The sequence below is a fragment of the Paenibacillus jiangxiensis genome, assembly GCF_046098255.1.
GTDB lineage: Bacteria > Bacillota > Bacilli > Paenibacillales > Paenibacillaceae > Paenibacillus > Paenibacillus jiagnxiensis.
Map to the genome: position 1 here is coordinate 125,889 of NZ_JBJURI010000018.1, position 24,016 is coordinate 149,904.

22 protein-coding genes are annotated in these 24,016 nt (G+C 48.9%); 3 read left to right on the forward strand and 19 right to left on the reverse strand.

Annotation, left to right across the window (positions count from 1 at the left end; genetic code table 11):
* Positions 1-27: 27 nt before the first annotated feature.
* From ACI1P2_RS17965 to ACI1P2_RS18000, 8 genes are all read right to left on the reverse strand, one after another.
* A complete protein-coding gene (locus ACI1P2_RS17965) occupies positions 28-1,083 on the reverse strand; it encodes a peptidyl-prolyl cis-trans isomerase (protein ID WP_355321227.1) in 1,056 nt (351 codons plus the stop codon).
* A 2-nt stretch (positions 1,084-1,085) separates the two neighbouring features.
* Positions 1,086-2,510: an alpha-L-fucosidase gene (locus ACI1P2_RS17970; RefSeq protein ID WP_355321228.1), complete on the reverse strand. Its 1,425-nt coding sequence runs from the start codon at positions 2,508-2,510 to the stop codon at positions 1,086-1,088.
* 20 nt (positions 2,511-2,530) lie between these two features.
* A complete protein-coding gene (locus tag ACI1P2_RS17975; RefSeq protein WP_355321229.1) occupies positions 2,531-4,300 on the reverse strand; it encodes a glycoside hydrolase family 35 protein in 1,770 nt (589 codons plus the stop codon).
* 36 nt (positions 4,301-4,336) lie between these two features.
* On the reverse strand, positions 4,337-5,173 hold the full coding sequence (locus ACI1P2_RS17980; protein WP_355321230.1) for a carbohydrate ABC transporter permease: 837 nt from the start codon (positions 5,171-5,173) through the stop codon (positions 4,337-4,339).
* Positions 5,174-6,058 carry a carbohydrate ABC transporter permease gene (locus ACI1P2_RS17985; protein WP_355321231.1) on the reverse strand — a complete coding sequence of 295 codons (885 nt, stop codon included), beginning with the start codon at positions 6,056-6,058 and terminating at the stop codon, positions 5,174-5,176.
* Positions 6,059-6,077: 19 nt separating this feature from the next.
* Complete coding sequence (locus tag ACI1P2_RS17990; protein WP_355321232.1) at positions 6,078-7,472, reverse strand: carbohydrate ABC transporter substrate-binding protein; 1,395 nt, start codon at positions 7,470-7,472, stop codon at positions 6,078-6,080.
* Between the two features lie 202 nt (positions 7,473-7,674).
* The gene (locus ACI1P2_RS17995) at positions 7,675-9,279 is read right to left on the reverse strand and encodes a response regulator transcription factor (protein WP_355321233.1); all 1,605 of its coding nucleotides are present in this window, start codon (positions 9,277-9,279) and stop codon (positions 7,675-7,677) included.
* Entirely contained in the window at positions 9,272-11,080 is a 1,809-nt protein-coding gene (locus ACI1P2_RS18000) for a sensor histidine kinase (protein WP_355321234.1), read from the reverse strand. Before ACI1P2_RS18000 ends, ACI1P2_RS17995 begins: the two co-directional genes overlap by 8 nt.
* A 251-nt stretch (positions 11,081-11,331) precedes the next feature.
* Here ACI1P2_RS18000 and ACI1P2_RS18005 point away from each other — a divergent pair, with 251 nt between their 5' ends.
* Positions 11,332-13,503 (forward strand): anthranilate synthase component I, encoded by a 2,172-nt coding sequence (locus ACI1P2_RS18005; protein WP_355321235.1) that lies wholly within the window; start codon positions 11,332-11,334, stop codon positions 13,501-13,503.
* A gap of 89 nt (positions 13,504-13,592) precedes the next feature.
* Here the strand turns inward: ACI1P2_RS18005 and ACI1P2_RS18010 are convergent, their stop codons facing one another.
* Positions 13,593-14,096 carry a DUF6022 family protein gene (locus ACI1P2_RS18010; RefSeq protein ID WP_355321236.1) on the reverse strand — a complete coding sequence of 168 codons (504 nt, stop codon included), beginning with the start codon at positions 14,094-14,096 and terminating at the stop codon, positions 13,593-13,595.
* A gap of 153 nt (positions 14,097-14,249) precedes the next feature.
* Here ACI1P2_RS18010 and ACI1P2_RS18015 point away from each other — a divergent pair, with 153 nt between their 5' ends.
* Entirely contained in the window at positions 14,250-14,954 is a 705-nt protein-coding gene (locus ACI1P2_RS18015) for a MerR family DNA-binding transcriptional regulator (RefSeq protein ID WP_355321250.1), read from the forward strand.
* A 105-nt stretch (positions 14,955-15,059) separates the two neighbouring features.
* Here the strand turns inward: ACI1P2_RS18015 and ACI1P2_RS18020 are convergent, their stop codons facing one another.
* From ACI1P2_RS18020 to ACI1P2_RS18040, 5 genes are all read right to left on the reverse strand, one after another.
* Positions 15,060-15,506 (reverse strand): GNAT family N-acetyltransferase, encoded by a 447-nt coding sequence (locus ACI1P2_RS18020; RefSeq protein ID WP_355321237.1) that lies wholly within the window; start codon positions 15,504-15,506, stop codon positions 15,060-15,062.
* A gap of 123 nt (positions 15,507-15,629) precedes the next feature.
* Positions 15,630-16,730, reverse strand: a complete 1,101-nt coding sequence (locus ACI1P2_RS18025; protein ID WP_355321238.1) for a DUF1648 domain-containing protein — start codon at positions 16,728-16,730, stop codon at positions 15,630-15,632.
* A 27-nt stretch (positions 16,731-16,757) separates the two neighbouring features.
* Positions 16,758-17,138, reverse strand: coding sequence for a GntR family transcriptional regulator (locus ACI1P2_RS18030; RefSeq protein WP_355321251.1), 381 nt, complete (start codon positions 17,136-17,138; stop codon positions 16,758-16,760).
* 145 nt (positions 17,139-17,283) lie between these two features.
* Positions 17,284-18,588, reverse strand: coding sequence for an FtsW/RodA/SpoVE family cell cycle protein (locus ACI1P2_RS18035; RefSeq protein ID WP_355321239.1), 1,305 nt, complete (start codon positions 18,586-18,588; stop codon positions 17,284-17,286).
* Positions 18,585-18,917, reverse strand: a complete 333-nt coding sequence (locus tag ACI1P2_RS18040) for a PadR family transcriptional regulator (protein WP_355321240.1) — start codon at positions 18,915-18,917, stop codon at positions 18,585-18,587. Before ACI1P2_RS18040 ends, ACI1P2_RS18035 begins: the two co-directional genes overlap by 4 nt.
* A 234-nt stretch (positions 18,918-19,151) precedes the next feature.
* Between ACI1P2_RS18040 and ACI1P2_RS18045 the strand changes: the two genes are divergently transcribed.
* Entirely contained in the window at positions 19,152-20,192 is a 1,041-nt protein-coding gene (locus ACI1P2_RS18045; protein ID WP_355321252.1) for an NAD(P)-dependent alcohol dehydrogenase, read from the forward strand.
* A 233-nt stretch (positions 20,193-20,425) separates the two neighbouring features.
* Here the strand turns inward: ACI1P2_RS18045 and ACI1P2_RS18050 are convergent, their stop codons facing one another.
* The 5 genes from ACI1P2_RS18050 to ACI1P2_RS18070 all read right to left on the reverse strand — a co-directional run.
* On the reverse strand, positions 20,426-21,484 hold the full coding sequence (locus ACI1P2_RS18050) for a DUF1835 domain-containing protein (RefSeq protein WP_355321241.1): 1,059 nt from the start codon (positions 21,482-21,484) through the stop codon (positions 20,426-20,428).
* A 41-nt stretch (positions 21,485-21,525) separates the two neighbouring features.
* A complete protein-coding gene (locus ACI1P2_RS18055; protein WP_355321242.1) occupies positions 21,526-21,813 on the reverse strand; it encodes a DUF5643 domain-containing protein in 288 nt (95 codons plus the stop codon).
* Between the two features lie 13 nt (positions 21,814-21,826).
* Positions 21,827-22,000 carry a hypothetical protein gene (locus ACI1P2_RS18060; protein ID WP_355321243.1) on the reverse strand — a complete coding sequence of 58 codons (174 nt, stop codon included), beginning with the start codon at positions 21,998-22,000 and terminating at the stop codon, positions 21,827-21,829.
* A 17-nt stretch (positions 22,001-22,017) separates the two neighbouring features.
* Entirely contained in the window at positions 22,018-22,500 is a 483-nt protein-coding gene (locus ACI1P2_RS18065; RefSeq protein WP_355321244.1) for a DUF4179 domain-containing protein, read from the reverse strand.
* A 327-nt stretch (positions 22,501-22,827) separates the two neighbouring features.
* On the reverse strand, positions 22,828-24,016 hold a 1,189-nt coding region (locus ACI1P2_RS18070), incomplete at its 5' end, for a C1q-like domain-containing protein (protein ID WP_355321245.1).

A 24,016-nucleotide genomic window follows, 5' to 3' on the forward strand; every position in this document is an offset into this window, starting at 1 on the left:
AGGAATGATCTCGCGGCCGGGTCGCTTTTACGATCCCGTCGTGGTGACTGAGGACAGCTTCTTTTCATCCACCTTGATGGGCAGTGATTTTCGATAGCTATCCAAATATTCATCCAGCTTCTCGTCCAACAGCTGCTGCGTAATTTGATACCGGTACTCGTTTAATGCTTTTTGCTCATCCAACACAATCTCGTCCAGTCGGTATACCATCAGTCCTTGGCGGGTTTCCATTGGCGCCGTCATTTCACCGGCAGTCATAACCTTGAGCTTCATCAGCAGCTCATTATTAAACGTGTTCTGATTGGAAGCGTTCTCTTCTTCAATCACTTCTTCCACTGCCTGCGCATCACTGAATTTACTGCGAATTTCAGCAAAACCGGCATTGTACGATATCAGCTGATTGACTTCAGCTTGTATTGCAGATTTGTTTTCTTGTGTCACAGGTATAGTGATTTTCGTCAGCTTGTAGCTTGTGCCTTTTACCGCCCAATCCGCTTTATTCGCCTGAAAATAGGCTTCGACTTCCCCCCTTTCAATGTATAAAGGATCACCTTCGTTTTCACTTAGGGCCGTTTTTAATGCTGTTTTTAAAGCACTGAGCACGTGGGAGTAATACGGTTCAGCCGAAAAGTTCATCAGCCCGTACACGATTTCCCCGCTGGCTGCAGCTTTTTCCCTGTTTTGATTTTCCTCCTCCATCGCTTTCAAAAAGTCGGAATAATCAACATAATCGATCAGCTGCTCTTCCTTTGCGAGAATAAAGACCGTTTTGTCCCGGATGATTTCCTCCAGTGCTTTCGCCTGCAGATCACGCAGCGGCTTCCTGCCCGCAAATTCCTCTTCCCAGTCGTCTTTCCCGAGTGTGACACCATATTTGGTTTGGAACTCGTTTTGTACTTGAGCCTGCAGCTTTTTCATATGGAAAGAAAGCTCAGGGGTTGTGATCTCATATAGGCCGATGGAAGCAACACGGTTTGCTTTGGGGAGAGAAAGAAATGCTGTTAAAGAAATAAAACACACCGCTAACAGAACGGAAATTACAACGAAGCGCTGGTTTCTTTGCTTTGCCGTTTGTTTTCGCATCGTTAATCCTCTAATTTCACAAGATTGATATGAGCCAAGGTAGGAAAACCCCTGAATTTCTTAAATACGATCTTCAATCGATCTGTGCGTATGGGCGGAACTCTAACCATCTTTTTGTAGCCGATAACGGTGCCTTCGGCGATCCTGCTCCATTCACTGTGATCGGCAGCCCACACCTCAAACGCTTCGACCCGCTGCCCCTGTAAAATCTGTTCCTGCAGCACAACGGTATTCAGTTCAATCGTCTCGGGGAGCATCATTTGAATCCAGGGCTCCCGGTCATCCTCAGCCGGCTGCCAACAGCCTTCCAGCCGACCGTCTGTCAATTCCGTCAATTGATCCGGCTGATGCTTGGAACTGGATGCGGTTAAAGCGGCATTTTGCACGAGGGAGATGTCCTGCAGTTGAGTGATTCTGCTGCCCAGCCTTGTTAACACCTCCTGATCCTGCTTTACGATTACCCCGTCCTTGTCAGGAGGGACATTCAGCAGAAAGGTCGCGTTGCCGCCGACGGCGTTCAAATAAATCTCAAACAGTTCGCGGTCGCTTCTGACCTGGTGATCCTCTTCTTCATGGTAAAACCAGCCCGGACGAATCGAGGTATTCACCTCTGCGGGATACCAGACCCATTCTCCGCGAAAGCTGTCCACCACCTCCCGGCTGCCCAGATCTTCTTCCATCGAGTTCAACGAGCGTGAAAATTGACCGTCATCCGCCTGTTGGGATTTTTCAGCGACTTTCTCTGCATCCTGCAAAAGCTTGGGGACAACGCTCCATTCTTCTTTTCTGGTATGCCCGGCTTCATTGCCGACCCAGCGGATATCCGGGCCGCAGACGCTGATGACACACTGCGGCTGCAGGCGGCGGATCGTTTCATAGTAGCGGTCCCAGTCGTAGTACTGCTTTTTCCCGTTAGGTCCTTCACCATTGGCGCCATCCAGCCATACACACCCGATTTCACCGTAATTCCTCAGCAGCTCTGTCAGCTGATTCACATAGAAATCATCATACTTCCTGCCTTCACCGTAGCTGCTCTCCGTCCGGTCCCAGGGGGAGAGATACACGCCGAATTTTAACCCTTGCTGCCGGCATGCTTCGGAGAGATCTTGGACGAGATCTCCCCTGCCGTTCCTCCAAGGCGTGTGTGCAACAGTGTGCTGCGAATAGCGGCTTGGCCACAAGCAAAATCCGTCGTGATGCTTGCAGGTTAATATCATCGCCTTCATGCCCGCAGCCTTAAATATTGCTGCCCATTCGGACGCATTCAGCTTTTCCGGGTTGAAGAGGGACAGGTCTTCATTGCCCATGCCCCATTCGAGGCCCGTCATCGTATTGATGCCAAAATGGATAAAACCATAGAATTCAGTCCTTTGCCATTCATACTGCCTGCGAGACGGTGTAATGTTGAATATTTCTTCCATATTCATTCAGGCTGCGCCCCTTTCTCCTAACCAAGATCAGACCGGTCCGTCAGCTCCACGGAAAGACTGGATGTGCCGTGCAGTTCGAAGACATCCAGCACGTTCTCTCCAATCCGCAGCAGCGGTGCGGGAATATACAAGGTGCGGGTAGGTCCGGCATTCCAATAACGGCCGAGCATAAAACCGTTTACATATACAACTCCTTTGGTCCAGCCGTCCATACGGACGAAGGTATCCGCCAGTTCATCTACCTGGAATGTGCCGCGATAAAATGCGGGACTTGTTCCGGCGGAAGCTTCGGCCACGGCTTCAACTTCTGTCTCAGCTTCCGTAAACATCAACTGGTCGAGCTTGTCGAGCGGCAGCGGCCGGATCGTCCAGTCATACAAAAATGGATTGCCAAGCCGTACCCCTTCCGTGATGCCTTTCGGGTCCCGCAGCAGCGGGCCGTAGTTAATGCGGCCCATATTTTCGACCAAAATATCTAATTTCAGGCCCTCCGGAGGCACATCGAGCGGCAGGGCTTGCGGATTCCAACGCTCAATCGTCCCCTGATGTATCCCGTTGGCAAATACAAGCGCCCGGTCCCGCACTTCCTGCAGCACCAGTTCCATGCCTGTACGCGGACCGGAAATAAACGTCGAGTAGAGAATAAACCCGTAAGCCTGGCCCAATTTCTCCATCGGTTCAGGGCAGGCTGCGCGGACCGGGGAAGAGAGCCGGTCCAATTGACTGAACAGCTCCGCACGCTTGTCAAGGCGTACGGTTCCGTATGCCCGCTTGGGAAGCGGCATCGGGAGCTCAGGAAGTGACAAACCAAGGTGCCGTTCCAGCACGTTCCGCACCGCAAAAAATTTCTCTGTCGGCTCGCCGTTTTCACTAAGCAGCGCGTCATAGTCATAGCTGGATACCGTGGGTTCATAACGCTGAATATGATTGGCCCCATTCATCAAGCCGAAATTCGTTCCGCCATGAAACATGTAAAAGTTAACGGATGCGCCCAATTCCAGCATATCTTCCAGTTCGGCGGTTATTTCAACCGCAGGCCGGACTTGATGAGGCTCCATCCAATGGTCAAACCAGCCGTTCCAAAACTCCATGCACATAAGCGGCCCGACAGGCCGGTATTCGCGCAGCTTGATGAACGCCTCCTTCGCACGAGAGCCAAAATTAACGGTTGCCAGCACACCGTCGATCATGCCTCCCTGCAGCATGTGATCCTCCGGACCATCCGAGGTGAACAGCAGCACGTCCATGCCCCGGCTGCACATCGCATTGCGAATGTACTTGAGATATGCCTTGTCATCGCCATAGCTGCCGTATTCGTTCTCGATCTGCATGGCTATGATGGGCCCGCCGTTCGTGCATAAAAGCGGCCGCAGCCGGGGCAGCAGTTCGTCGTAATAGGCATCCACTTTGGACAAAAATGCCCCATTGAAGCAGCGCAGCCGCATGTTGGCGTCAGCCAGCAGCCAGGCCGGCAGGCCGCCGAATTCCCATTCCGCGCATATATAAGGGCTGGGCCGTACGATCACATGCAGCCCCAGCGAGCCGGCGAGGCGGATAAAGCTTTCCACATCGGCCATGCCATCGAACCGGAAACGGCCTTCCTCCGGCTCATGCACGTTCCAGGCAATATAGGTTTCCACTGTATTCAAGCCGCATGCCAGCAGCTTCTGCAGCCGATCCCGCCAGTATTCCGGCACGATACGGAAATAGTGCACCGCGCCGGACAAGATCTGAAGCGGTTTTTCTCCATACACAAACTGGTCTTCACGGATTTCGAGCACCGGCATTCTTTACACCCCGTTTCTGTAGCATCATTAAACTTCTTAACCCTTTACGCCCCCAAGCATCATGCCGTCCGTAAGCCTTTTCTGGAGCAGTGTATAAATGACGACCGTCGGCACAAGCACAATGACGAGCCCTGCAAACAGAGAACCCCAATCCGTGGCATACTGTTGAATTTGCATAAGGTTGGCAAGACCGATCGGAATCGTCTTCTTCGCGTCATCCGTGATGAGCGTGAGCGCCAGCACATATTCATTCCAGAAATCAAAGAAACTGAAGACGATCAGCGTTACGAGCGCCGGGCGCGTCATTGGCATAATGATCCGAAACAATGTGCTGAAATACCCGCATCCGTCAATCATCGCCGCTTCCTCGAAATCATGCGGGATCGACTTCATGAACCCGATCAGCAGGTATACGGAAAACGGCAGATTGCCAGTAGCATATACGGCACTCAGCCAAAACCGGTTGTCCAGCATATTCAGATTGTTCATCAAAATAAACAAGGGCACGATAATGTACACACCGCCAATGAACAATCCCGCCATATAGACATTGGTGATGAAGCCCCTGCCCCGGAACACCATGCGCCCAAGCACATAAGCTGTAGGCACGGCCATGACAAGAAGAAACAGCATGGAAATGATGACAACAAGGACAGAATTGAGCATATAATCGCCCATGCGTGCCGTAGTGAACGCCCGTACATAATTGTCCCAATTCAGCGAGGCGGGCAGCGTCCACGGACTTTCCATCACTTCCTCGTTTGTTTTAAATGAAGCGAGCACGTTCCAGAGCAGAGGATAGACAACAACGAGCGACTGTACGATGAGAAGAGCACGCAGCAATAAACGTCCGACAGCCTTAAATCCCGGCATCTAATGACTCCCCCTTTCGGTCAATCTGTTGCTGATCAGTGCCAGCAGCAGGGACATTACAAAAATGACGACACCGATCGCCATCGCATAACCGAAGTTGGAATTCGTAAACGCCTGGCTGTACAAGTAGGTCATCACGACCTCCGAGTGGCGGTCCGGACCGCCGGCCGTCATGATCGACACGACAACAAAGGAAATGGTCAGCACCCCGTTGATGCTGAAAACGATGGTAACACGGATAATTTCCCACAGCATCGGCACGGTAATGTTCCAGAATTGCTGAATGGGTGTGGCACCGTCCATACTGGCCGCCTCGTACAAATCAGGTGAAATCCCGTCAATCCCCGCCATATACATCACCATGTAATAGCCAGCCGCCTGCCAGACGAGCGTAACAGCAAGCGCCCACAATACAGTCCGCTGATCGCCCAGCCAGGCCAGCGCCCAGTCACCCAGCCCGATGAGCTCGAGACCTGAATTGACAAAGCCGATTGTCGGATGATAGATGAATGACCAGAGTATCGCGATGACGACAAAAGAGAGCACACTGGGAAAGAAAAACAGTGTCCGGTACAGCCCGCGTTCCTTCAGCTTCGACCGCGTCAATATGGAGGCATTGATGAGTGCAATTAAAATCGTCAAGACAGGCACCACGAGCATCAGAAAGCCAGTGTTGCGCAGCGAGAGCAGAAAGACATCATCATGGAACAAATCCGTGAAGTTTTTGAGACCGATAAACTTGGGCTCATCACCGATTCCTGTCCACAGAAACAGCGATTTTTCAAACACTTGAATCGTCGGATACACTTTAAACAACCCGAAGATCGCCAAACCCGGAAGGAGACAGGCTGCGATAAATAGCCGCCTTCTTATTCTCATATTCATAATCGTTTCATCCTTTGCCTCATGACTCCGTGCCGCTTTGTGCTAGCTCAGCTTGAATGTCGGTATAGATCTCATACATTTTGCTGCCGTATTGCTCCAGCGTCATCTGCTTGTTCATCAGAGAGGAAATCGGCGAGTACACTTCTTCACTCGGATTATATTTGCTGCCCTTCGCCACCGGCTTGAAGGTCCCGGCAACGGCCATCATGCCGTTATCCACTGCTTTGTACACATTGTAAGTCGTCTCGGACAGGCTGCTTTTCGCCAAATCCGGCGCGCCTTTGACCGCCATGACCGCCTTTGATTTCTCCGCGTTCAGCTGCACGCTTTTATCGGTGTATACATATTTCAGAAATTCCTTCGCCAGCTCCGGATTTTTCGCCTTCGCCGGAATCACCATCTGCTCGACATTGGTCAACGCCAATACAGGGTCGCCGGATTTGAGCGCCGGTACACCGAGGAAGCCAAACTGGAAGCCGTCTTCCCGCGGCGCATCCTTCATCTCGTCTTCGAACCACGTGCCGTTCGGAATGAACATGGCCTGCCCCTGCATGAACGCTGTCTGCGCCTGGGTATGATTGAGCGCGACCGTTCCTTTCATCAGCGCATTATCCTCGCTCGCAATCCGCTCAAGATTGCCCCACACCATGGTGAACGCTTCACTTTTCCAGAATTCAGGATCGTAGTTGAAAAATTGGTCCAGCGCTTCCTGGCCGCCTACGCTGTAAATCGCAGGCACGATCATCTCCTCCAGATAACCGGGATACAATCCCTGGTACGTGAAAAGCGCACGATTGTTCTCCTTTGCGGCGGCGTTCAGCCGGAACAATTCGTCCCAGGTCGCCGGCGCTTGAAGTCCCTTTTCATCAAACAATGCTTTATTGTACCAAAGCCCCATCACACCGTAGTTGAACGGCGCAAGATAAATTTTGCCGTCACCGTAAGGCGAAATGGACGGCGATTCGAGTACGCCAGGCAAAATTTTCTCCTTCAAGGCCTCCCCGCCTTCTTCGGCTGGCTCGTTAAACAGATCTGTCAGATCCAGCAGCGCATGATCTTTAATCAGACCGTCGAGGATCGGCGTGTTATCACTGCCGGATATGTACATGAAGTCAGGCGGGTTGCCGGCAACAATTTTCGGCCTTACGATGTCGGCGATCTTGGGGCTTGCCGTGATGTTTATTTTGGTGCCCGGATGATCCGCCATAAAGCTTTCCGCTATGCCATCCCAATACTCACGGCCATAGCCACCCTGGAATACGGCAACTTCCAGTTCCATATTTTCAAAAGGCTGTCCTTCTCCGGCAGTACCCTTCGGTTCAGAACTTCCATTGCCGCTTGTGCCGCAGCCTGCCAGCATCGCAGCAGCCAGCACTGAAGCGCCTATGGCCTTCAACCATGTCTGTTTTATCACTCGTACTTCCCCCCTGATTGACGTTTGGTAAAGATTACTGCGATTATAACAACGGCAATGGAGCCGCAAAATAAACAAAAAGCATGAAGTTTATGGATTATTCCATAAAGCAACATGCTCTGTCATGCGAAATCTTAAAATTGTACAGGTTCATCTTAAAATCATCCAGTTATGCTTTGTAAATGTAACACGGAGTTGTCAGTCACTGTTGCTTTACTTTTTTGGGAGAAATGCCGAACCGTTTCTTAAACAGCCGGTTAAAGTAGAACGGATCGTGAATGCCGACCTCCAGCGACGCTTGCTTTACCAGATACCGGCCTGAAGCAAGCAACTCGTATGCTTTCTTCATCCGGATCTCATTCAACTGGGATACAATGCTTCGCCCCGTTTCCGCCTTGAACAGCTGGCACAGATAAGGCTCCGACAAGCCTGCATGCGCGGCAACATCCGCAATCGACACACGATCCGCATAATGCGCTTCCAGATAAAGCAGCGCTTCGCGCACCTCTGTCCGCAGTAAGGGAGACGGTTCCAATTCTTTGTCCGCAAGTACAGCCATCTCGCCGGCCAATTCATCAACAACCTGCTTCAGTTCTTGATCCACCCCTGCACTCTCCACACGCTCCAGCCACAGCGAGGCATTCAATTCTTCCCGGCTGCGGAGTTCGGATGCATTCACCGCGTTCCAAATGCCGCCATTCAACGCGCGCTTCAGCGCAAAAGGATGCAGCCGACAAGCCGCAGCGCTATCTACTAGCCGGTAAGCTGCATAAGCCCAGCGCTCCATATCTGTCCGTGACGGTCCCGGAGCGGTATCATGCAGCAGCGCTTCCGCTTTGCGGAAGTCCTCATCTCCCCCGGTTACGGCCGGCAGGCCGGATGGAATTCCCCCTTCTCTATATGCCTTATAGAACAGCAAAGGCTCTGTCCCCCGCATCCGGTACAGCTCATTTACAAGCTCGTCCCGGTTTGAAACCGGAGCCGCATAAACTACATGGATGGATACACCTTGATACATGGCTGCCAGGCTGATCAGACGGCCTGCCAAGCCACGCGTATCTATTGCAGAGGATTCGTCAGGATAGGCAACAGCGAGAATAAAGCGATTTTGTCCAGTCGATACCGCATACGCCCAGCTGCTGCCCGTGAAGAGGGCTGAAGCAAGCATTTCCAGGGCTTGAGCAAAGTCTTCTGCCCGCTGCCGGTCTTCAGACATTCGTATAATAAACGGGTAGATACGCAACCCCTCTTCAGGGAAGCGGGCATTTCCTTCCTCCCCGCTATTTCCTCTATCCGCGCCACCCGCAAGGACTTCCGCCTCCCTGTTCAATGCGGCAAGTGATACACGTATCGCTTTAGCATTATCTTGTGGCTGCGCCAGGGTGGGGCTTGCCGCATCATCCAATTGCTTTGTCCGTCCCGACCGCCGCTCATCCAGCCTGTCTTTCATTTCGCCAAGCACCTTCATAAAGTTTTCGGTTTTGAGTGTCAGCTTTAATAAATAGTCATAAGCCCCCTGCTTTAAAGCTTCTCTGACAAGATCAAAATCGTTATAGTTGCTCAGAACCAGCGTTTCTCCGTCAAAGCCCTCGGCTTTCATCCGTTTAATCAGCTCGATGCCGTCCATTTCAGGCATTTTAATATCCGTAATGACAATGTCCGCCCCTGTCCGGTTCAGCATTTCCATCGCATTTTTCCCATTCGATGCGGCACCGGCATATGCAAGACCGCTGTCATCCCAGCGAATTAATGATTTTACCGCCTGCCGTACAATGATTTCATCATCGATGATGAGTACTTTATACACATTCCCGACCTTCTTTCATCGTAATGGGTAATGAAATCTCCGTTTCCGTTCCTTTGCCGACCTCGCTCTTGGTTTGCAGGCCATAAGGAGAATCAAAATGCAGCCGAATCCGCTCATTCACGTTGGAAATGCCGATCCCCGACAGCTTGGTGGACAATCGGTTCGCTGCTCGATCCTCCATGACATCAAAACCTTTGCCATTATCCGCAATCCGAATCCTTATGCCGGAACCCTCCCGCTTTGCGCTTACGTCAATATCGACACGACGGCCATCTTCCCCGCCGCCATGCAGAATGGAGTTCTCAACAATCGGCTGTAAAATAAATTTGGGTACAAGACATTCATGGATATCGCTTTCAATGTCGCAGTCAAGCGTAAACGAATCCCCATACCGGATGCGCTGGATCGTCGCATAATGCTGCAAATTTTCGATTTCTTGATCGAGGGGGATCAGCTCATCTGTCACCAAAATCGTGTTGCGCAGCAGCTCGGACAGAGATTCCAGGCCCTGTGTGACTGTGGTATGGCCGCTGAGCATCGCACTCCATTTCAATGAATTGAGCGTGTTGAACATAAAATGCGGATTAATTTGCGCCTGCAGCATTTTGAGCTCCGCCTCCCGCTTGGCCTGCTGCTCGGACTCAACCTGATAGATCAGCCGCTTAAGCTGCTCAACCATGCCGTTGATCGTTTCTGTCAGATTGTCCATTTCATCCGCATAAGACGTACCGATAGTCGTTTCCAGCTTGCCCATACGAATACGCTTGGCGTACTGCAGCAGGCTGTGCATCGGAGAATGGATGCTGAAGTAAATCCACATCGCAAGCAGACCGGACAAGAAGAGGGTAATAAAGCAAAAAAGCACGATGCTTCCGCGCATGGCCGTCAGCTCCGACACCAGAAAGGAATGCGGCACAAGTCCGATCAAATACCAGTCAGCGGCCCTTATGTACGAACTGGAAACCAGCATTTTCCTGCCCTCAACGTCAGCATAAAAAGGCTGGAGCCCCTCCTGTAAATCCTGAGACCGAATCGGGTCAAACACGGTCTGTTTGGCAAAGTATGAGCCCTGTTGAATGCCCTGCGCTACTGAAGAGACGATCATGCCACCCGCATTTGAAATATAAATGCGGCTGCCTTCACCGAGATCGACAAAACGGTAAATGTTCCTGGAGAAGACCTTTTCATCAATCAAAATGATCAAATAACCCAACTGACGGTTTAGATTGTGCTCGGAGTAAATTTTACGGCTCAGCGCAATCCTGTTCGAGCCGCGGTCTGTGCGGAGATAAGTCCAATAGGCATTTCCGGGCGAATCATTGACCGCCTTGAGCATATCGGGTAAATTTTTGGAATAGGAGTCGTAGCCCAGATCAAAAAAGGTCTCCCCGCTGTTCGTAAGCACAAGCACGCTTGCAAGGTTGCTGATGCGAAAAATCTGCTCGCCAAGCTCGTCACTGAGCCGCTTCTGCATCGCGTTTTTCTCGTAATCGGTCATCTCTGTGTACCGCGGCAGGTTCGACTGAATCGCCGAATTCATGATAATCGTTTCGCTTAGTGTTTCGTACTGCTTGAGCTCGCGGGAAGCATTCTGGGTAAGCTCATCAAGGATTTGCATCGAGGAGGCGCTGATTTTTTCTGAAATGGCGGCTTCATACTTCATATTGGAAAACAAAGCCACGATGACGACAGGCAGCAATGAAGTGATCAGAAAAGCGATCAACAGCCTGTTTTTAATGGAAAGCCGCCGCAGGGTAAACAGAGGGTTGGATCTGAACGGAACGCGATATCGCCGGGGCATGGGGGTTCACCTTTTCCGTCTCGAATATTTTTCTTAAACGTTAACAATACGTTAACAATACTTTCAGATTTCCGCAAGCAATGATGACAATGAAGTGTATAGTTTCAATTGAAAAATCCGGGATGTTCCTTTAAACTTCAAGTTAGATCAGATGAGAACAGGTTAGCCGAGCTGAGAAAAAGACGAGACCAGTTGAGAACTTCATAAGTTGTCCCCCTGTTCTCCTCTAAATTAGAGGAGGTATGTTTGTTATGAGTATTTTGTCAACGTTTAACCCTGCTCCCCACCACAAAGTCTACCTTACCCAAGGAAATATTGAAGTGAGACGCAGTTTAAAGCAAATGGACGTCAGCAAGGCGAATCAGGCCATTTTAAAGGATATTGATTACAAAAAAGGAGTGTTATTCTCCAGCGGCTATGAATATCCCGGACGGTATTCGCGTTGGGACATTGGCTTTATAGCTCCGCCGTTGGAGCTGAGGGCACAAGCAAATACATTTCGCATTACGGCTCAGAATGAGAGAGGAAACATTTTATTAGAAGCCATCCACCTTAAATTAAAGCATACAGCCGATATAGACAATCTCATCTATGATGGGAATCAGATTTCAGGAAAGATAGCCATGAAAGAAGAAATCTTTAGTGAGGATGAGAGAACAAAACAACCCTCCATTTTTTCCATCATTCGTGCGATCAAGGACCTTTTTTATTCCCCTGATGATATGTTTCTGGGGCTGTACGGCGCGTTTGGCTTTGATTTGGTGTTTCAATTTGAGCCTATGGAGCTGAAGCACAAGAGAGACATGAATGAATCCGATGTGGTGCTTTATTTTCCCGATGAAATCATCGTGGTGGATCATCATATGAACACTGCATTTCAGTTATCCTACGATTTTAGTTTTAACGGAGAAACTACGTCAGGACTGGAAAGAAGCGGAATCTCTCGAGAACCAAAGTTAAATGGACAAGTCCCGTCGGAAGGCTATATTCAAGGCAGCTACGCTGGCTTGGTAAAAGAAGCCATTCCATCCTTCAAGAACGGTGATTTATTCGAGGTTGTGCCCTCCCATACGCTATTTGAAACGTGCTCCAGCCTGCCTTCCCAAATATTTTCGCGCTTACAGAGCATTAATCCCAGTCCATATGGGTTCATTATTAATCTGGGGGATGAGTTCCTGGTTGGGTCTTCTCCTGAGATGTACGTGCGGGTTGAGGGCCGCAAGGTGGAGACCTGCCCCATTTCGGGCACGATTAAACGCGGTAAAAATGCAATTGAAGATGCTGACCGCATCAAAGAGCTATTAAATTCAGCTAAAGACGAATCCGAGCTGACGATGTGCACCGATGTCGACCGAAATGATAAATCGCGAATTTGCGAGCCTGGTTCCGTCAACGTGATTGGCAGAAGGCAAATTGAAATGTATTCCCACCTCATTCATACCGTGGATCATGTCGAGGGCATGCTGCGTCCCGAATTTGATGCTTTGGATGCATTCATGACGCATATGTGGGCGGTCACTGTTACAGGCGCCCCCAAGAGAGCCGCGATCCGCTGGATTGAAGACCACGAAGCTTCCCCAAGAAGCTGGTATGGCGGAGCTGTTGGTTATTTCGCTTTTAACGGGGACTTGAATACAGGGCTGACCTTACGAACAATCCGCATTACAGAGGGGGTTGCACAAATTCGCGTTGGGGCAACGCTGCTGTATGACTCGATACCGGAAGCCGAAGAGCAGGAAACACTCACCAAAGCCGCCGCCCTTGTTCAAGCTGTGCGGGAATCCAATATACCGGAAAAGGAAAAGGTTAACCGGATGCAGTCCAATGCAGGGCTGAACAATAATATACTGCTTGTGGACCATGAGGATTCTTTTGTCCATACGCTTGCGAATTATATTAAGCAAACCGGGGCGGATGTACTGACTTTACGTTCTCCTCTGGCCCGCAATGTGCTGAAAAAGAAGAATTTCGATATGGTCGTGCTTTCCCCCGGTCCCGGCCGGCCATCCCAATTTGCTTTAAACGACATCATAGCTCTTTGTCTTGAAAAGCAGATCCCGGTCTTCGGTGTATGTCTGGGACTGCAAGGCATTGTTGAACATTTTGGAGGAAGCCTGGATATTCTGGATTATCCTCAGCACGGTAAATCTTCTCTGATCAAGACAGACAGGGTAAGCCCGCTGTGGGAGGGTCTGCCTGGTGAATTCCATGTCGGCCGCTACCATTCCTTATATGCGAAGGAAGTACCGGACTGCTTACATGTCAATGCCATTTCAGAAGACGGCGTGGTGATGGGAATCGAGCACAAAACCTTGCCGATCAGCGCAGTACAATTTCATCCCGAATCCATCGCATCCTTGCGCGGGAACGCCGGTTTGAAATTAATCGAGAATGTGATAGCACAGCTGACAAAAGTGAACTGAAGGGCAAAAAGAAAGCGGCAGCCAGGCGAAAAAAGTCCTGGACTGCCGCTATTTAATTTCGTTTAAGAACTTCCCGCTTCGATTCTGTCTTATGCACCACCCGACTCTCTCATGATTTGTCGGATACCTTCCATGATCTGTTCTCTTTCTGTTTCTTTAAGAGTGTAAAGCCGAGGTGCTCTCGGGATATCAAAGTTCAGATGCGAGTGAGGAATACTCGTTATCAAAGTACCAATTGGTTCACAACGCTCATTGCGGATCACATTCCAAAAAAGACGGGTACGATTGTCCTCTGTTCCCCATTTCTCCAGGGAATCGCTGAATTTCAGGCATTTGCCGATCACAAAATCATCTTCCTTAACAGGCCCTAGCGCCTGAAACCCGGCTTCCTCCAATCGTTCAAACACGTGTGGCATAAGCTGATCAAGATATAAACCATACGCCGCATCTTCAATTTCCTGGAAGGCCTTGACCAGCTGCTCATATCTTTCCTCATATAACTCCTCCCACACGGCAGCAATGTAGCGGTTGCCTGCTTCACCGATCCCCTCAATCGACATGCTGTTCTCAATAACGGGTAACTGTTTATCCATCTGATGAGCACCTCCAATTTTCTTTCAAGTTCAGTCTACAACATGAAAGCCAATTGGAAGGTTTAGCTTGCATCTTTCTTGATTTAACGCCTGATTATCGCTTAAACTTTATAATTAACTTTAAAGAACACAAGGAGACTTACGCGATTGAATATGAGGCCCAAGGATCTTGCCGGAAAATTTTCCATCAGCACGAGCACGTTAAGAAATTACGAGGCCAAGGGACTGATTCCCCAGGCGCAGCGAACAGCGAGCGGTTACCGACACTATACAGACAAGCACATTGCCTACCTGTCATGCCTGCAAGCCATGGCTCCCGCTTTTGGTATGGAGGTTACGACAGAGGTGCTTCTGGCTATGCAATCCCAGGACATCGATAAAGCATTATGGAGAGTAAAAGAAAGTGAAATACAGCTCTATAACAACAGACAATTAGCCATGCAGAGCCTGCGGGAGCTTGAAGCAGAAGGGAATTTTGGAAATAACGCTCAAGCGGAAACCCACTGGATGACCGTCGGTGAAGCTGCCGTGGCGTACGATGTGCCAGCCACAACCTTGCGCCATTGGGAAAATGTCGGGCTCATAACATCCAAACGTGATCCGAATAACGGGTACAGATTGTACATCCGCTCTCACCTGCGAAAAGTACTGCTGATCCGAACTTTACGTTCATCAGTCTATTCAGAAGCTACCGTACGCTTGAAGCAGGAGATTGCAGAATTGGATGAACACAACCTGGAACAGGTGAGTAAAATGGCCGCCAGCTTATTGGAGTATCTTAATGGGGTGAACCGCGCGCAGCTGAAAGCTTTATTTCATTTATATCAGCTCATAGAGTTTGTTTCTAACGATGATTAACGATTGTTGAATATAATGACACCTTGTATTCCAGCTATGACAAATTTTTTCACAAGAAAAAACCGCCTTCCTGGGAATGCGGTAACGCAAGATTTACAGATTGATTTACGGTTGTCTCAAAACCATGTCCACATGGGGAATGTTATCCTCCAGGTATACGTCTGAAACTGCTTGGAAGCCGAAGGAGCCATAAAAGCTGTGCAAATAGTTCTGGGCCTGAATCTTTACCGTTGTCTCGCCCCATTCGTCTTTAAGAAAGGCAATCGCCCTCTTCATAAGCTCCTGCGCCAGTCCTTGCCCTCTATACGCTTCTTTTACAAGAACCCTGCCAATGGAAGCCTCGTCATAGGAGACTCCCCGCGGCACGAGCCGGCAGTAAGCAGCGATCTCTCCGTCCGCCTCCAGAAACAGATGGCGGCTCGCCTGGTCCTTACCGTCCATTTCCGGATAAAGGCAGCTTTGCTCCAGCATAAACACATTAACCCGAGCCTGTAAAATCCGGTACAGCTCGTGTCCGGTCAATTCGTCAAACGTCTTCAATTTCCACTCCATGGACTACACTCCCTTTCTCTAACGCCCATTATAGCATCCGTGGATGCAGGCACCTATTATATAGAACGCTAGACGCTCCGTTGCTGTAATATGGTGAATATTAACTAGCCAAGGAGCGGCTGCTTAGGGCACTAGAAGGATGACCAAAACGATCGAACCAACAAGACCGATCGGCAGCAGCCAGGCGGCAGGTCTGGCATGATTGAGCGTCCAGCCGAAACCCATTCTTTTCTCAACGAACAGGGAAGGGTCATCAGGGTTGTAATAAAAGATCCCCAATTTCCAGTTGTCATCTTCATTGCGCGTCGTTACGGATGAAGGCTGACCTGGAGAATTGACACGGCTTCCTCCCTGTCCAGTTGTGATATATAGAACAGTAACACCTGCCAGAATCACAAACACCATGGCGATAACCACGATAAAAGTCAGATCAGGATTGACCGGATAAATCATCGTAATCTGTATGAAATTAAATAACAGGATGAACATGATCGATGTAACAAAAGTAAAGAGAGAGTTTCTCATCCGAAACACCGCGTTTTTCTTCAGCGAAACCTCCGGGTTATCCGTATCGACCTGCTGCCTGCTGCGGTGAATGATCGTATTGATGTACAGGAACATCACCGTCAGTATCGCTTGCATGATCACTGGCATAAATACGGTCCCTATGCTCTTGTCCTTCACCGTTGACGGGTTCCCCGCCAAATCATATTGCATAACAATTTTGTCCGGAAATTTGTCATAGCTGACGATCGTAAAGATGGCGGTAAATAAAATAATGGCCGCATGAATCAGATACCATTGGTTTGACAAAGCCAGCTTGCGGTCCCGAAATTTCGTATCCAGGATCAGCTTAGATGTATGCATGGTATCAGACAGATGCTCGGCCTTGTATTTTTTCATTTTGAAATGGAAGTAACACAAGGTTAAGAAATGAGTAATAACCATGGCAACCGTGTATATGCCCATCCACACCCCCTGTGCGGACAAATCAGAGCGGCTAACCGTTCCCCATGCACATATGACAAGCAGAACGAGCTGCAGCGTTATATTCAGGGCGGCAAAATTCCTCCTCATCACTTGAAGAGGCCTGCTGTAATATGCTTCTTCGCTTACCGTAACACCAAAGCTTTCCGTCCGGCGGGTAAAATAAGGCGTGAAGGCGGTTAGAAATACTGCGGGCAGGAAGATAACCATCAGCATCATAAAATGGAGCCATTGCATAGAACATCCCTCCTGGAAGTAGTTAAATCAAGCTTTAATGTCCTGATAAATGCTTTTGACCATATCGATAAGTTCATCCTGTGACACCCCCCTCAGAATCGCTTCAGCGATGACCGGTCTCAGTTGCTGCTGCTGCCTGGCTGCAAAATGCTCATCCGCCTTCGGCATGCCGTTGGGATTGACTACAACTCCCTTTTGCCGGTGGACGTGAATGTAATCCTCCTGCTTCAGCTGGTTATAGGCTTTGTTCACGGTGTGCAGATTGATGCCGATGTCCGATGCCATGCTCCGCACGGAAGGAAGAGCTTCTCCCGGAAGCAGCTTGCCGCTGGCAATGCCTTCTATAATCTGATTGATCAGCTGTGTATAAATAGGTAGTTCTGATTGCATATCCAGCTCTATAATCATGTTGCTCATCTGCACCCCCAATCTCGTTATGTATATATGCTATATATGTAGTATAACAAATAATATATGTATATGTAAATCCCATAAAAAAACACAAACCTTCTCTCAATAAGAGAACGGATTGTGTTTTTAATACGGTACCTTTTCACCTTGCCCGAACCATATCCTTCCGCCGATACACACTGTAGATAATTCCTAACGCTGCTAATTGTACCAGCAGTCCAGTTCCTCCATAGCTGATGAACGGCAGCATCACAGAGGTCAACGGCAAAAGCCCCAGTGACATTCCTATACTATACGTGAATTTAAACGAGAACAAAGCTCCCAAGCCAATAATCAGCATTTTTCCATAGTTGTCCTGCACGGATAATGCCACTCTGATCAGTTGATATATAAACATGACGACAGTGAGCAGGATCACGGCGCCGGCAAGCCATCCAAAGCTGTATACAATATATGTAAAAACATTATCAGAATGAATAAATGGCAGTCTATTCATTACAGACGCAAAGCCATGCCCCCACCATCCGGCCGAATGAATGGCTTCATCGATCTGTACGTAGTTGTACCCCGCTCCATTCTGATCGTTATAAGGAAGGAAAAAAGCTGCCAGCCGCTCACGGCTATACGAACTAAAAGAAAATAATACAAGTACAAATATTGAGAATAGTATATGAGGTAACAACCATTTTAGGCCGAACCGGGAGAAACATAATAGTAATAAATACGAGACAGCATATTGCAGGACAGTTGCAAATGAATGAGCTGATGCATAAAGAAACAAGGGCACTGCAGTGAATATAACAAGGTGATAAAATACCGCCTTCCAGGATTCTTCACGCTGGTGGAGAAACCCCGCTGCCGACACAATAAATGCAAAAAGACTTACCTCCAGAAAATTAACCGCTGATAGAGGACCTAAATTGAAGAAGCCAGGCATTCCATTAACACGCGGCCCAAAATATATCCCCGCGATCAAGCAGACAACCGCTCCGCCATATATTAGTTTCCACATGGATAACAGCAGCCGATAATGAAGTCTGCTTAACATGAAGAGAACGACCAAACCAATCCCCATGAATACCGCTTGTTTCTCTAGAAAGCTGGTTTCTGCCGTCCTGCTTGAGCCTGCCGCATAACTAAGATCTATTGCATACATAGATACAAGAGCAACAACCAGCAAAAGTATTAAATAACTGAGCATACCCCAAGGAATGCGCGGCTTATGTACCTGGTTTAGCCCCTTTGCTACCGATTCTGTACTCCCCATCTGGGTAATCGCCCATTGTGCTGCCGTATCATCATCCAATCCTTGAGCAAGTTTATGCTCCATCAGCTCTTCCAGATGACCCGCAATTTCCTCTTTGATATCCTCACGCAGCTCTCTTGCTTTCACTTGACCAGACACATGATTAACATAATCCTGTAAGGTTGGGTGCAACTTTTTCATATCGGCTCCTCCCCAAGAACTCGATCTACCGCCGTACGGAACAGCCTCCACTCCTGTCTCTTCTCCTGCAGCTGCTGTCTGCCGCTGTCGGTAATCCGGTAATATTTTCGCTTTCTTCCCTCGGCCTGCTCCCAGTAGGACTCCAGCCATTTTTCGGTCTCCATACCGTGCAGAATCGGATAGAGCGTTCCTTCCTTTAAATTAAACGTGCCATCTGACATCCGTTCCAGTTCCTTGATCAGTTCATAGCCATATCGATCCTGCTGATTCAGCAGATTCAGGATCAATGTGCCTGTGCTTCCCTTGAGCAGCTCCTTATTGATTCGCATCAAGTCACCACCTGTTCTTGTATTCGATAAATAGATTATACCTCGTAATCATATGCATCGTAAATCTATGTATAAAATATTATTCTTTATTTTCCATTTTATTTACAAATTGAATTCATCTAACAATTGGTAATATAATGAATACAGCCAGTTGGACAAGAGAAAATCCATCCATGTGCGTCCATCATGAACCAGCTGCCTCATTTTACAAAGGCAAAGGAGCAGAGGAAACCTATGTGTACAACCCATGTTCTAAGCGTCCCAAGCGCAAAAGCACCTTTCGAGAGGACAACCATTGAGCGGAGAGAATTAAGACCTGATGACATTTTAATCGATATTAAGTATTGTGGGATTTGTCACTCCGATATTCACATTGCCCACAATGATTTTGGCAACGGGGTTTATCCCATGGTTCCAGGTCATGAAATTGCAGGAGTCGTATCCGCTGTAGGATCAGCAGTGACAAAATTCGCTGTTGGGGATCGCGTCGGGGTTGGCTGCTTTGTTAACTCTTGCGGTGAATGCAAATTCTGCTTGAGAGGTGAAGAGCAGTTTTGTACAAAAGGCGTAGTTATTTCATTTAATTCAACAGACTACGATGGAACTCTTACATATGGGGGATACAGCCAAAACATTGTTGTAAAAGAGCATTTTGTTGTTCGTATCCCGGACAGCCTGGATCTGGCTGCAGCAAGCCCTTTATTGTGTGCTGGTATCACTACATACTCTCCATTAAAACACTGGAGCGCAGGTCCTGGTAAGCAGGTTGCCATTCTGGGGATGGGCGGTCTCGGTCATGTAGCTGTTCAATTTGCTCATGCCACGGGCGCTGAAGTCACTGTATTGAGTACAAGTACGAATAAAAAAGATGAAGCCTTGAGCTTTGGCGCAGATCATTTCTATACCACCAGTGACCCCGCAACATTCAAGGAATTGGCTGGCCGCTTTGACATCATCATCAACACCGTATCTGCAAATATTGATGTTGATGCATATTTATCCCTGCTTGAAGTAGACGGATCACTTGTAAATGTGGGTCTGCCAAGCAAACCGGAGCAGTACAATATCTTCTCCCTTTACGCAGGACGCCGCAGTATTACCGCTTCAAATGTTGGTGGAATTCAAGAAACACAAGAGATGCTCGATTTTGCTGCTGAGCATGGTATTGCTCCCAAAATAGAGGTAATCCGCGCCGATCAGGTGGATGAAGCCTATGAGCGTGTTCTGAGCAATGATGTTCGTTACCGGTTCGTCATTGACATGGCCACTTTGTAACATTGAAAGACCCTTTTAACATAATATTGAACAATCGGGCAGGCCTGTGCGAAGTCGCATAAGCCTACCCGATTCTCGTCTTGATGCTGCCTGAAAGATGAACACATGCGCCGCCACCTGAATCATAAGGAGCTGACGGTTCAGCCACCTGGCAGATCGACTTGAAGGCTCTTTCATTTTCTTCGCTTTGACGTACGACGGACGCATTGACCAAACTCTCTACACTGCCCTTCCTAAAGCTTTCTCTTGCGTCTGACGCTGTAATATCGCATTCCTGCCGGAACACCCTTGATTTCCAAAACACCGGCGTAGATTAGTTCTCGCAACCGGTATTCAAAATATGAGTCTCCGATATATTGATCACAGTAACCAAGCGCTTCACCGATGACGCGAGCTGATTTCATGAAACCATTATTCCCTGCCGGAGGTTTAAGTTTGTCCAGCTTCTCCAATAGATATGGATCATAATAATCGGCCGGCACCTCAGCTACAGCATCGTCCCGCCAAATGCGCAGCACACCGGTTTGTTCACAAATAGCCTGCCATTCCTGTACCAAACGAATAATCTCGTCATCACCCAGCTTATTGTCTTCATCTATGCGCATGAGCGCCTCTTGAAGCTTATCAGATGTAATTTCTCCCGAATACCGATAGATGATATATGCATCCGGACGGTTGTACATCTTCTCACAAATTGCACAAGCATCGTATACTGCCACCGTATTACGTTTACCGCGCAGCAAATAAAGGGCGTGTCTCATGCCTGCCTGCTCGTAAGCATTGCTGCTGGTCCAAATCACTATTTTAGCCTGTTCGGGAATCTGGTCTATTTGATGGATAAGCTCATCGTATTCTTCCTCGAATTCAGTGTATTCTTCAAAAGCATTCGTAATATTATCGCGGAACCAGTCGCTACGTGCCTTTCTACCTTCGGATGTGTCCAAGGAGTGGAGTGGTCCAATGACATAATTCTCGCACAGTATAATCAATTTGTGCGTTTCTGACCAGCCAAGCCCTTTCAAGGCCATCTTCATACTTCCGGCAAAGGAATCCCCACAGACGATATGCACATGGGTACAACCCGGAGCGGGGTCCCATAAGACTCTTTTGTCCTGCAGCTCTATCAAACTATCATAAAGTTCAATGAAATCGGCAGCAAATGCTTCAGGCGATTCTCCCTGTTCCTTCTGTAATTTAATTTTCGTTAAAATCAGCCTCAAATATGACCGTATATCTTCATCTCTAAGATAATCGACAGCTTTCTTGATGGCAAGCATATCTTTCATGCTCATCAGGTGACACTCCTATCATCTTAATTTTAAATGCACCCCGGTCATTTACTGACCGTGACCGTGATAGTCAGCTCCGGAATGATTGTCTTCTCGCCCGTTTCATGTGAAATGAGGTACGGGAGTATCGTGATTTGCTTGGCCATCCGTTCAAAAGGATCCATATCCATATTCATTGCCATCACTTTGGTACCGGGGATGCCGCTGCCAAAACCTCCTCTATTCGCTTCTACCCGATTGCCCTCCTGATCCTTCAGGATATACTGCAGGTGCTCTCTCCTTTTCGTTAAATCCTGCTTGCTGTAATCTTCATTTATAGTCAGCCTGATCATAACAGATGTAATTTCAATCCTGCCCAGCGATATTTTGAATTCCCTCCATTCCTGCCAGACTGATCTCCAGGTTAAGGGTAAATTCGTCCGGGAAGCGATAAGGTGTTCCATCCTTGGAGCTGCAATCTACATGACTGATCGTGACGATTGCTGCCGCCGGAGAGTGTGACCGTCCCCAATTTTTCATGTTCCCTTGGCTTACGGTCATATCGACAATTTCACCGTTGACCGTACCGTTGACACTGTAACCGCGATTATTATAGCTTTCATTCTCAGTATCTTGTTCCAATATAAAATAGATGTTGGAGCCGGTATAAGCTTAGGGATCCGCAGTGTCACCCCATTATGCGTCACACTTAAATTCGGTTCATCCATCATGCCTTGCTCTTCTGCCGTTTGCAGACCCATATGCTGAGTCAATTTGAAAACATCTTCAAAGAGGGGAAGCTCTTTTAGCCTCTTGGCCATCACCGACGATACAAAAGCGGAAGTAAGCAGTCCGAGAAACAGAACAAAAGCTGCGGCAGCCGCACCCTGCACATATTTCCACTTGTGTTTGCGAATTACCTGTAGATTAGGTAATTCGCGAAATGCGTCCTCCATCCCTTTACGGACAATCTCCGGAATTTCATCCGTACCCACCACCCGGCAATGGTTCAGCTTCTTCTCAATATCATTTAAATCCATACGCTTTCTTATGAAGCGATTTATACGCCTTCAGAATCGTCTCCTGAATGGCATCAGCACAATCCCCATCTTTTTGAAGAATGGAAAAGGACAGCTACCTCTTGTTTTAAATCCACTCTTTTCCTGCTCCTTTATTTGGTAGTAACGTACTGTAAGAATTTCTGCATAACATTTAGATACATGAGGGCAGTAAGGTTTTAACAGAATGGAAAAAAGCACCGCCTCTCAACTCGGAGAGTAACGATGCTTCAATAGTTCCTGCTTACGGTCTACAAGAAAATAGTTAAATAGTTCTCTTGAACGGCAGATTGTATCTGTGTTGTATCCTTATGGAGATGGAAAACGTGCTGCCTCAAAGTGAGTAAATACTGGATTTGCTATGACGGTAACCGTACCTGCATTCGGTACCACAACCACAACTGACTGATTTCCTGCACTGAGCTGCTGAATTCCGGTAATTTCGACTGTAAAAGCTGTTCCTGGTGGAATTGGAACATTAACAAACTTCGCTATTTGCTGCGGTCCAGAGATCGAAATAATGATATTTGTGGTTGTTGCACTGGCAACCAGAAGGAGGCTTGTAGTGAACGAATATACCCCGCTTTGATTTGCAGTAAATGCTGAAATCGCAGGATTATACTCATTGTTTAGGTCAAAGAGTTCGTTCTGAAAAAGAACTGGCGCACCAGTCGAAGTAATGATTTGATTTGTAGTGCTTACTGCTCTGAAGGCTGATTCCGGTTCAGTTGATCCGGTAGCCCCGGTGGCTCCGGTGGCTCCGGTGGCTCCTGTTGCTCCCGTGGCTCCGGTTGCTCCTGTCGCTCCCGTGGCTCCTGTCGCTCCTGTCGCTCCCGTGGCTCCTGTTGCTCCCGTTGCTCCGGTGGCTCCCGTTGCGCCTGTCGCTCCAGTTTCACCTGTTGCCCCTGTGGCTCCTGTTGCTCCTGTCGCTCCCGTGGCTCCTGTTGCTCCGGTGGCTCCGGTGGCTCCTGTTTCGCCTGTGGCTCCAGTTTCACCTGTTGCCCCTGTGGCTCCTGTCGCCCCGGTGGCTCCTGTTTCGCCCGTTGCTCCCGTTGCTCCAGTTTCGCCCGTTGCTCCGGTTGCTCCCGTTGCGCCTGTCGCTCCAGTTTCGCCCGTGGCCCCCGTTGCCCCAGTTTCGCCTGTTGCTCCCGTTGCTCCGGTGGCTCCTGTTTCGCCCGTGGCCCCCGTTGCTCCAGTTTCGCCCGTTGCTCCAGTTGCACCTGTCGCTCCAGTTTCACCCGTTGCTCCAGTTTCACCCGTTGCTCCGGTGGCTCCTGTTTCGCCTGTTGCTCCCGTTGCGCCTGTCGCTCCAGTTTCGCCCGTGGCCCCCGTTGCTCCAGTTTCGCCTGTTGCTCCCGTTGCGCCTGTCGCTCCAGTTTCGCCCGTGGCCCCCGTTGCTCCAGTTTCGCCTGTTGCTCCCGTTGCTCCGGTTGCCCCTGTCGCTCCAGTTTCACCCGTTGCTCCGGTGGCTCCCGTTGCGCCTGTCGCTCCAGTTTCA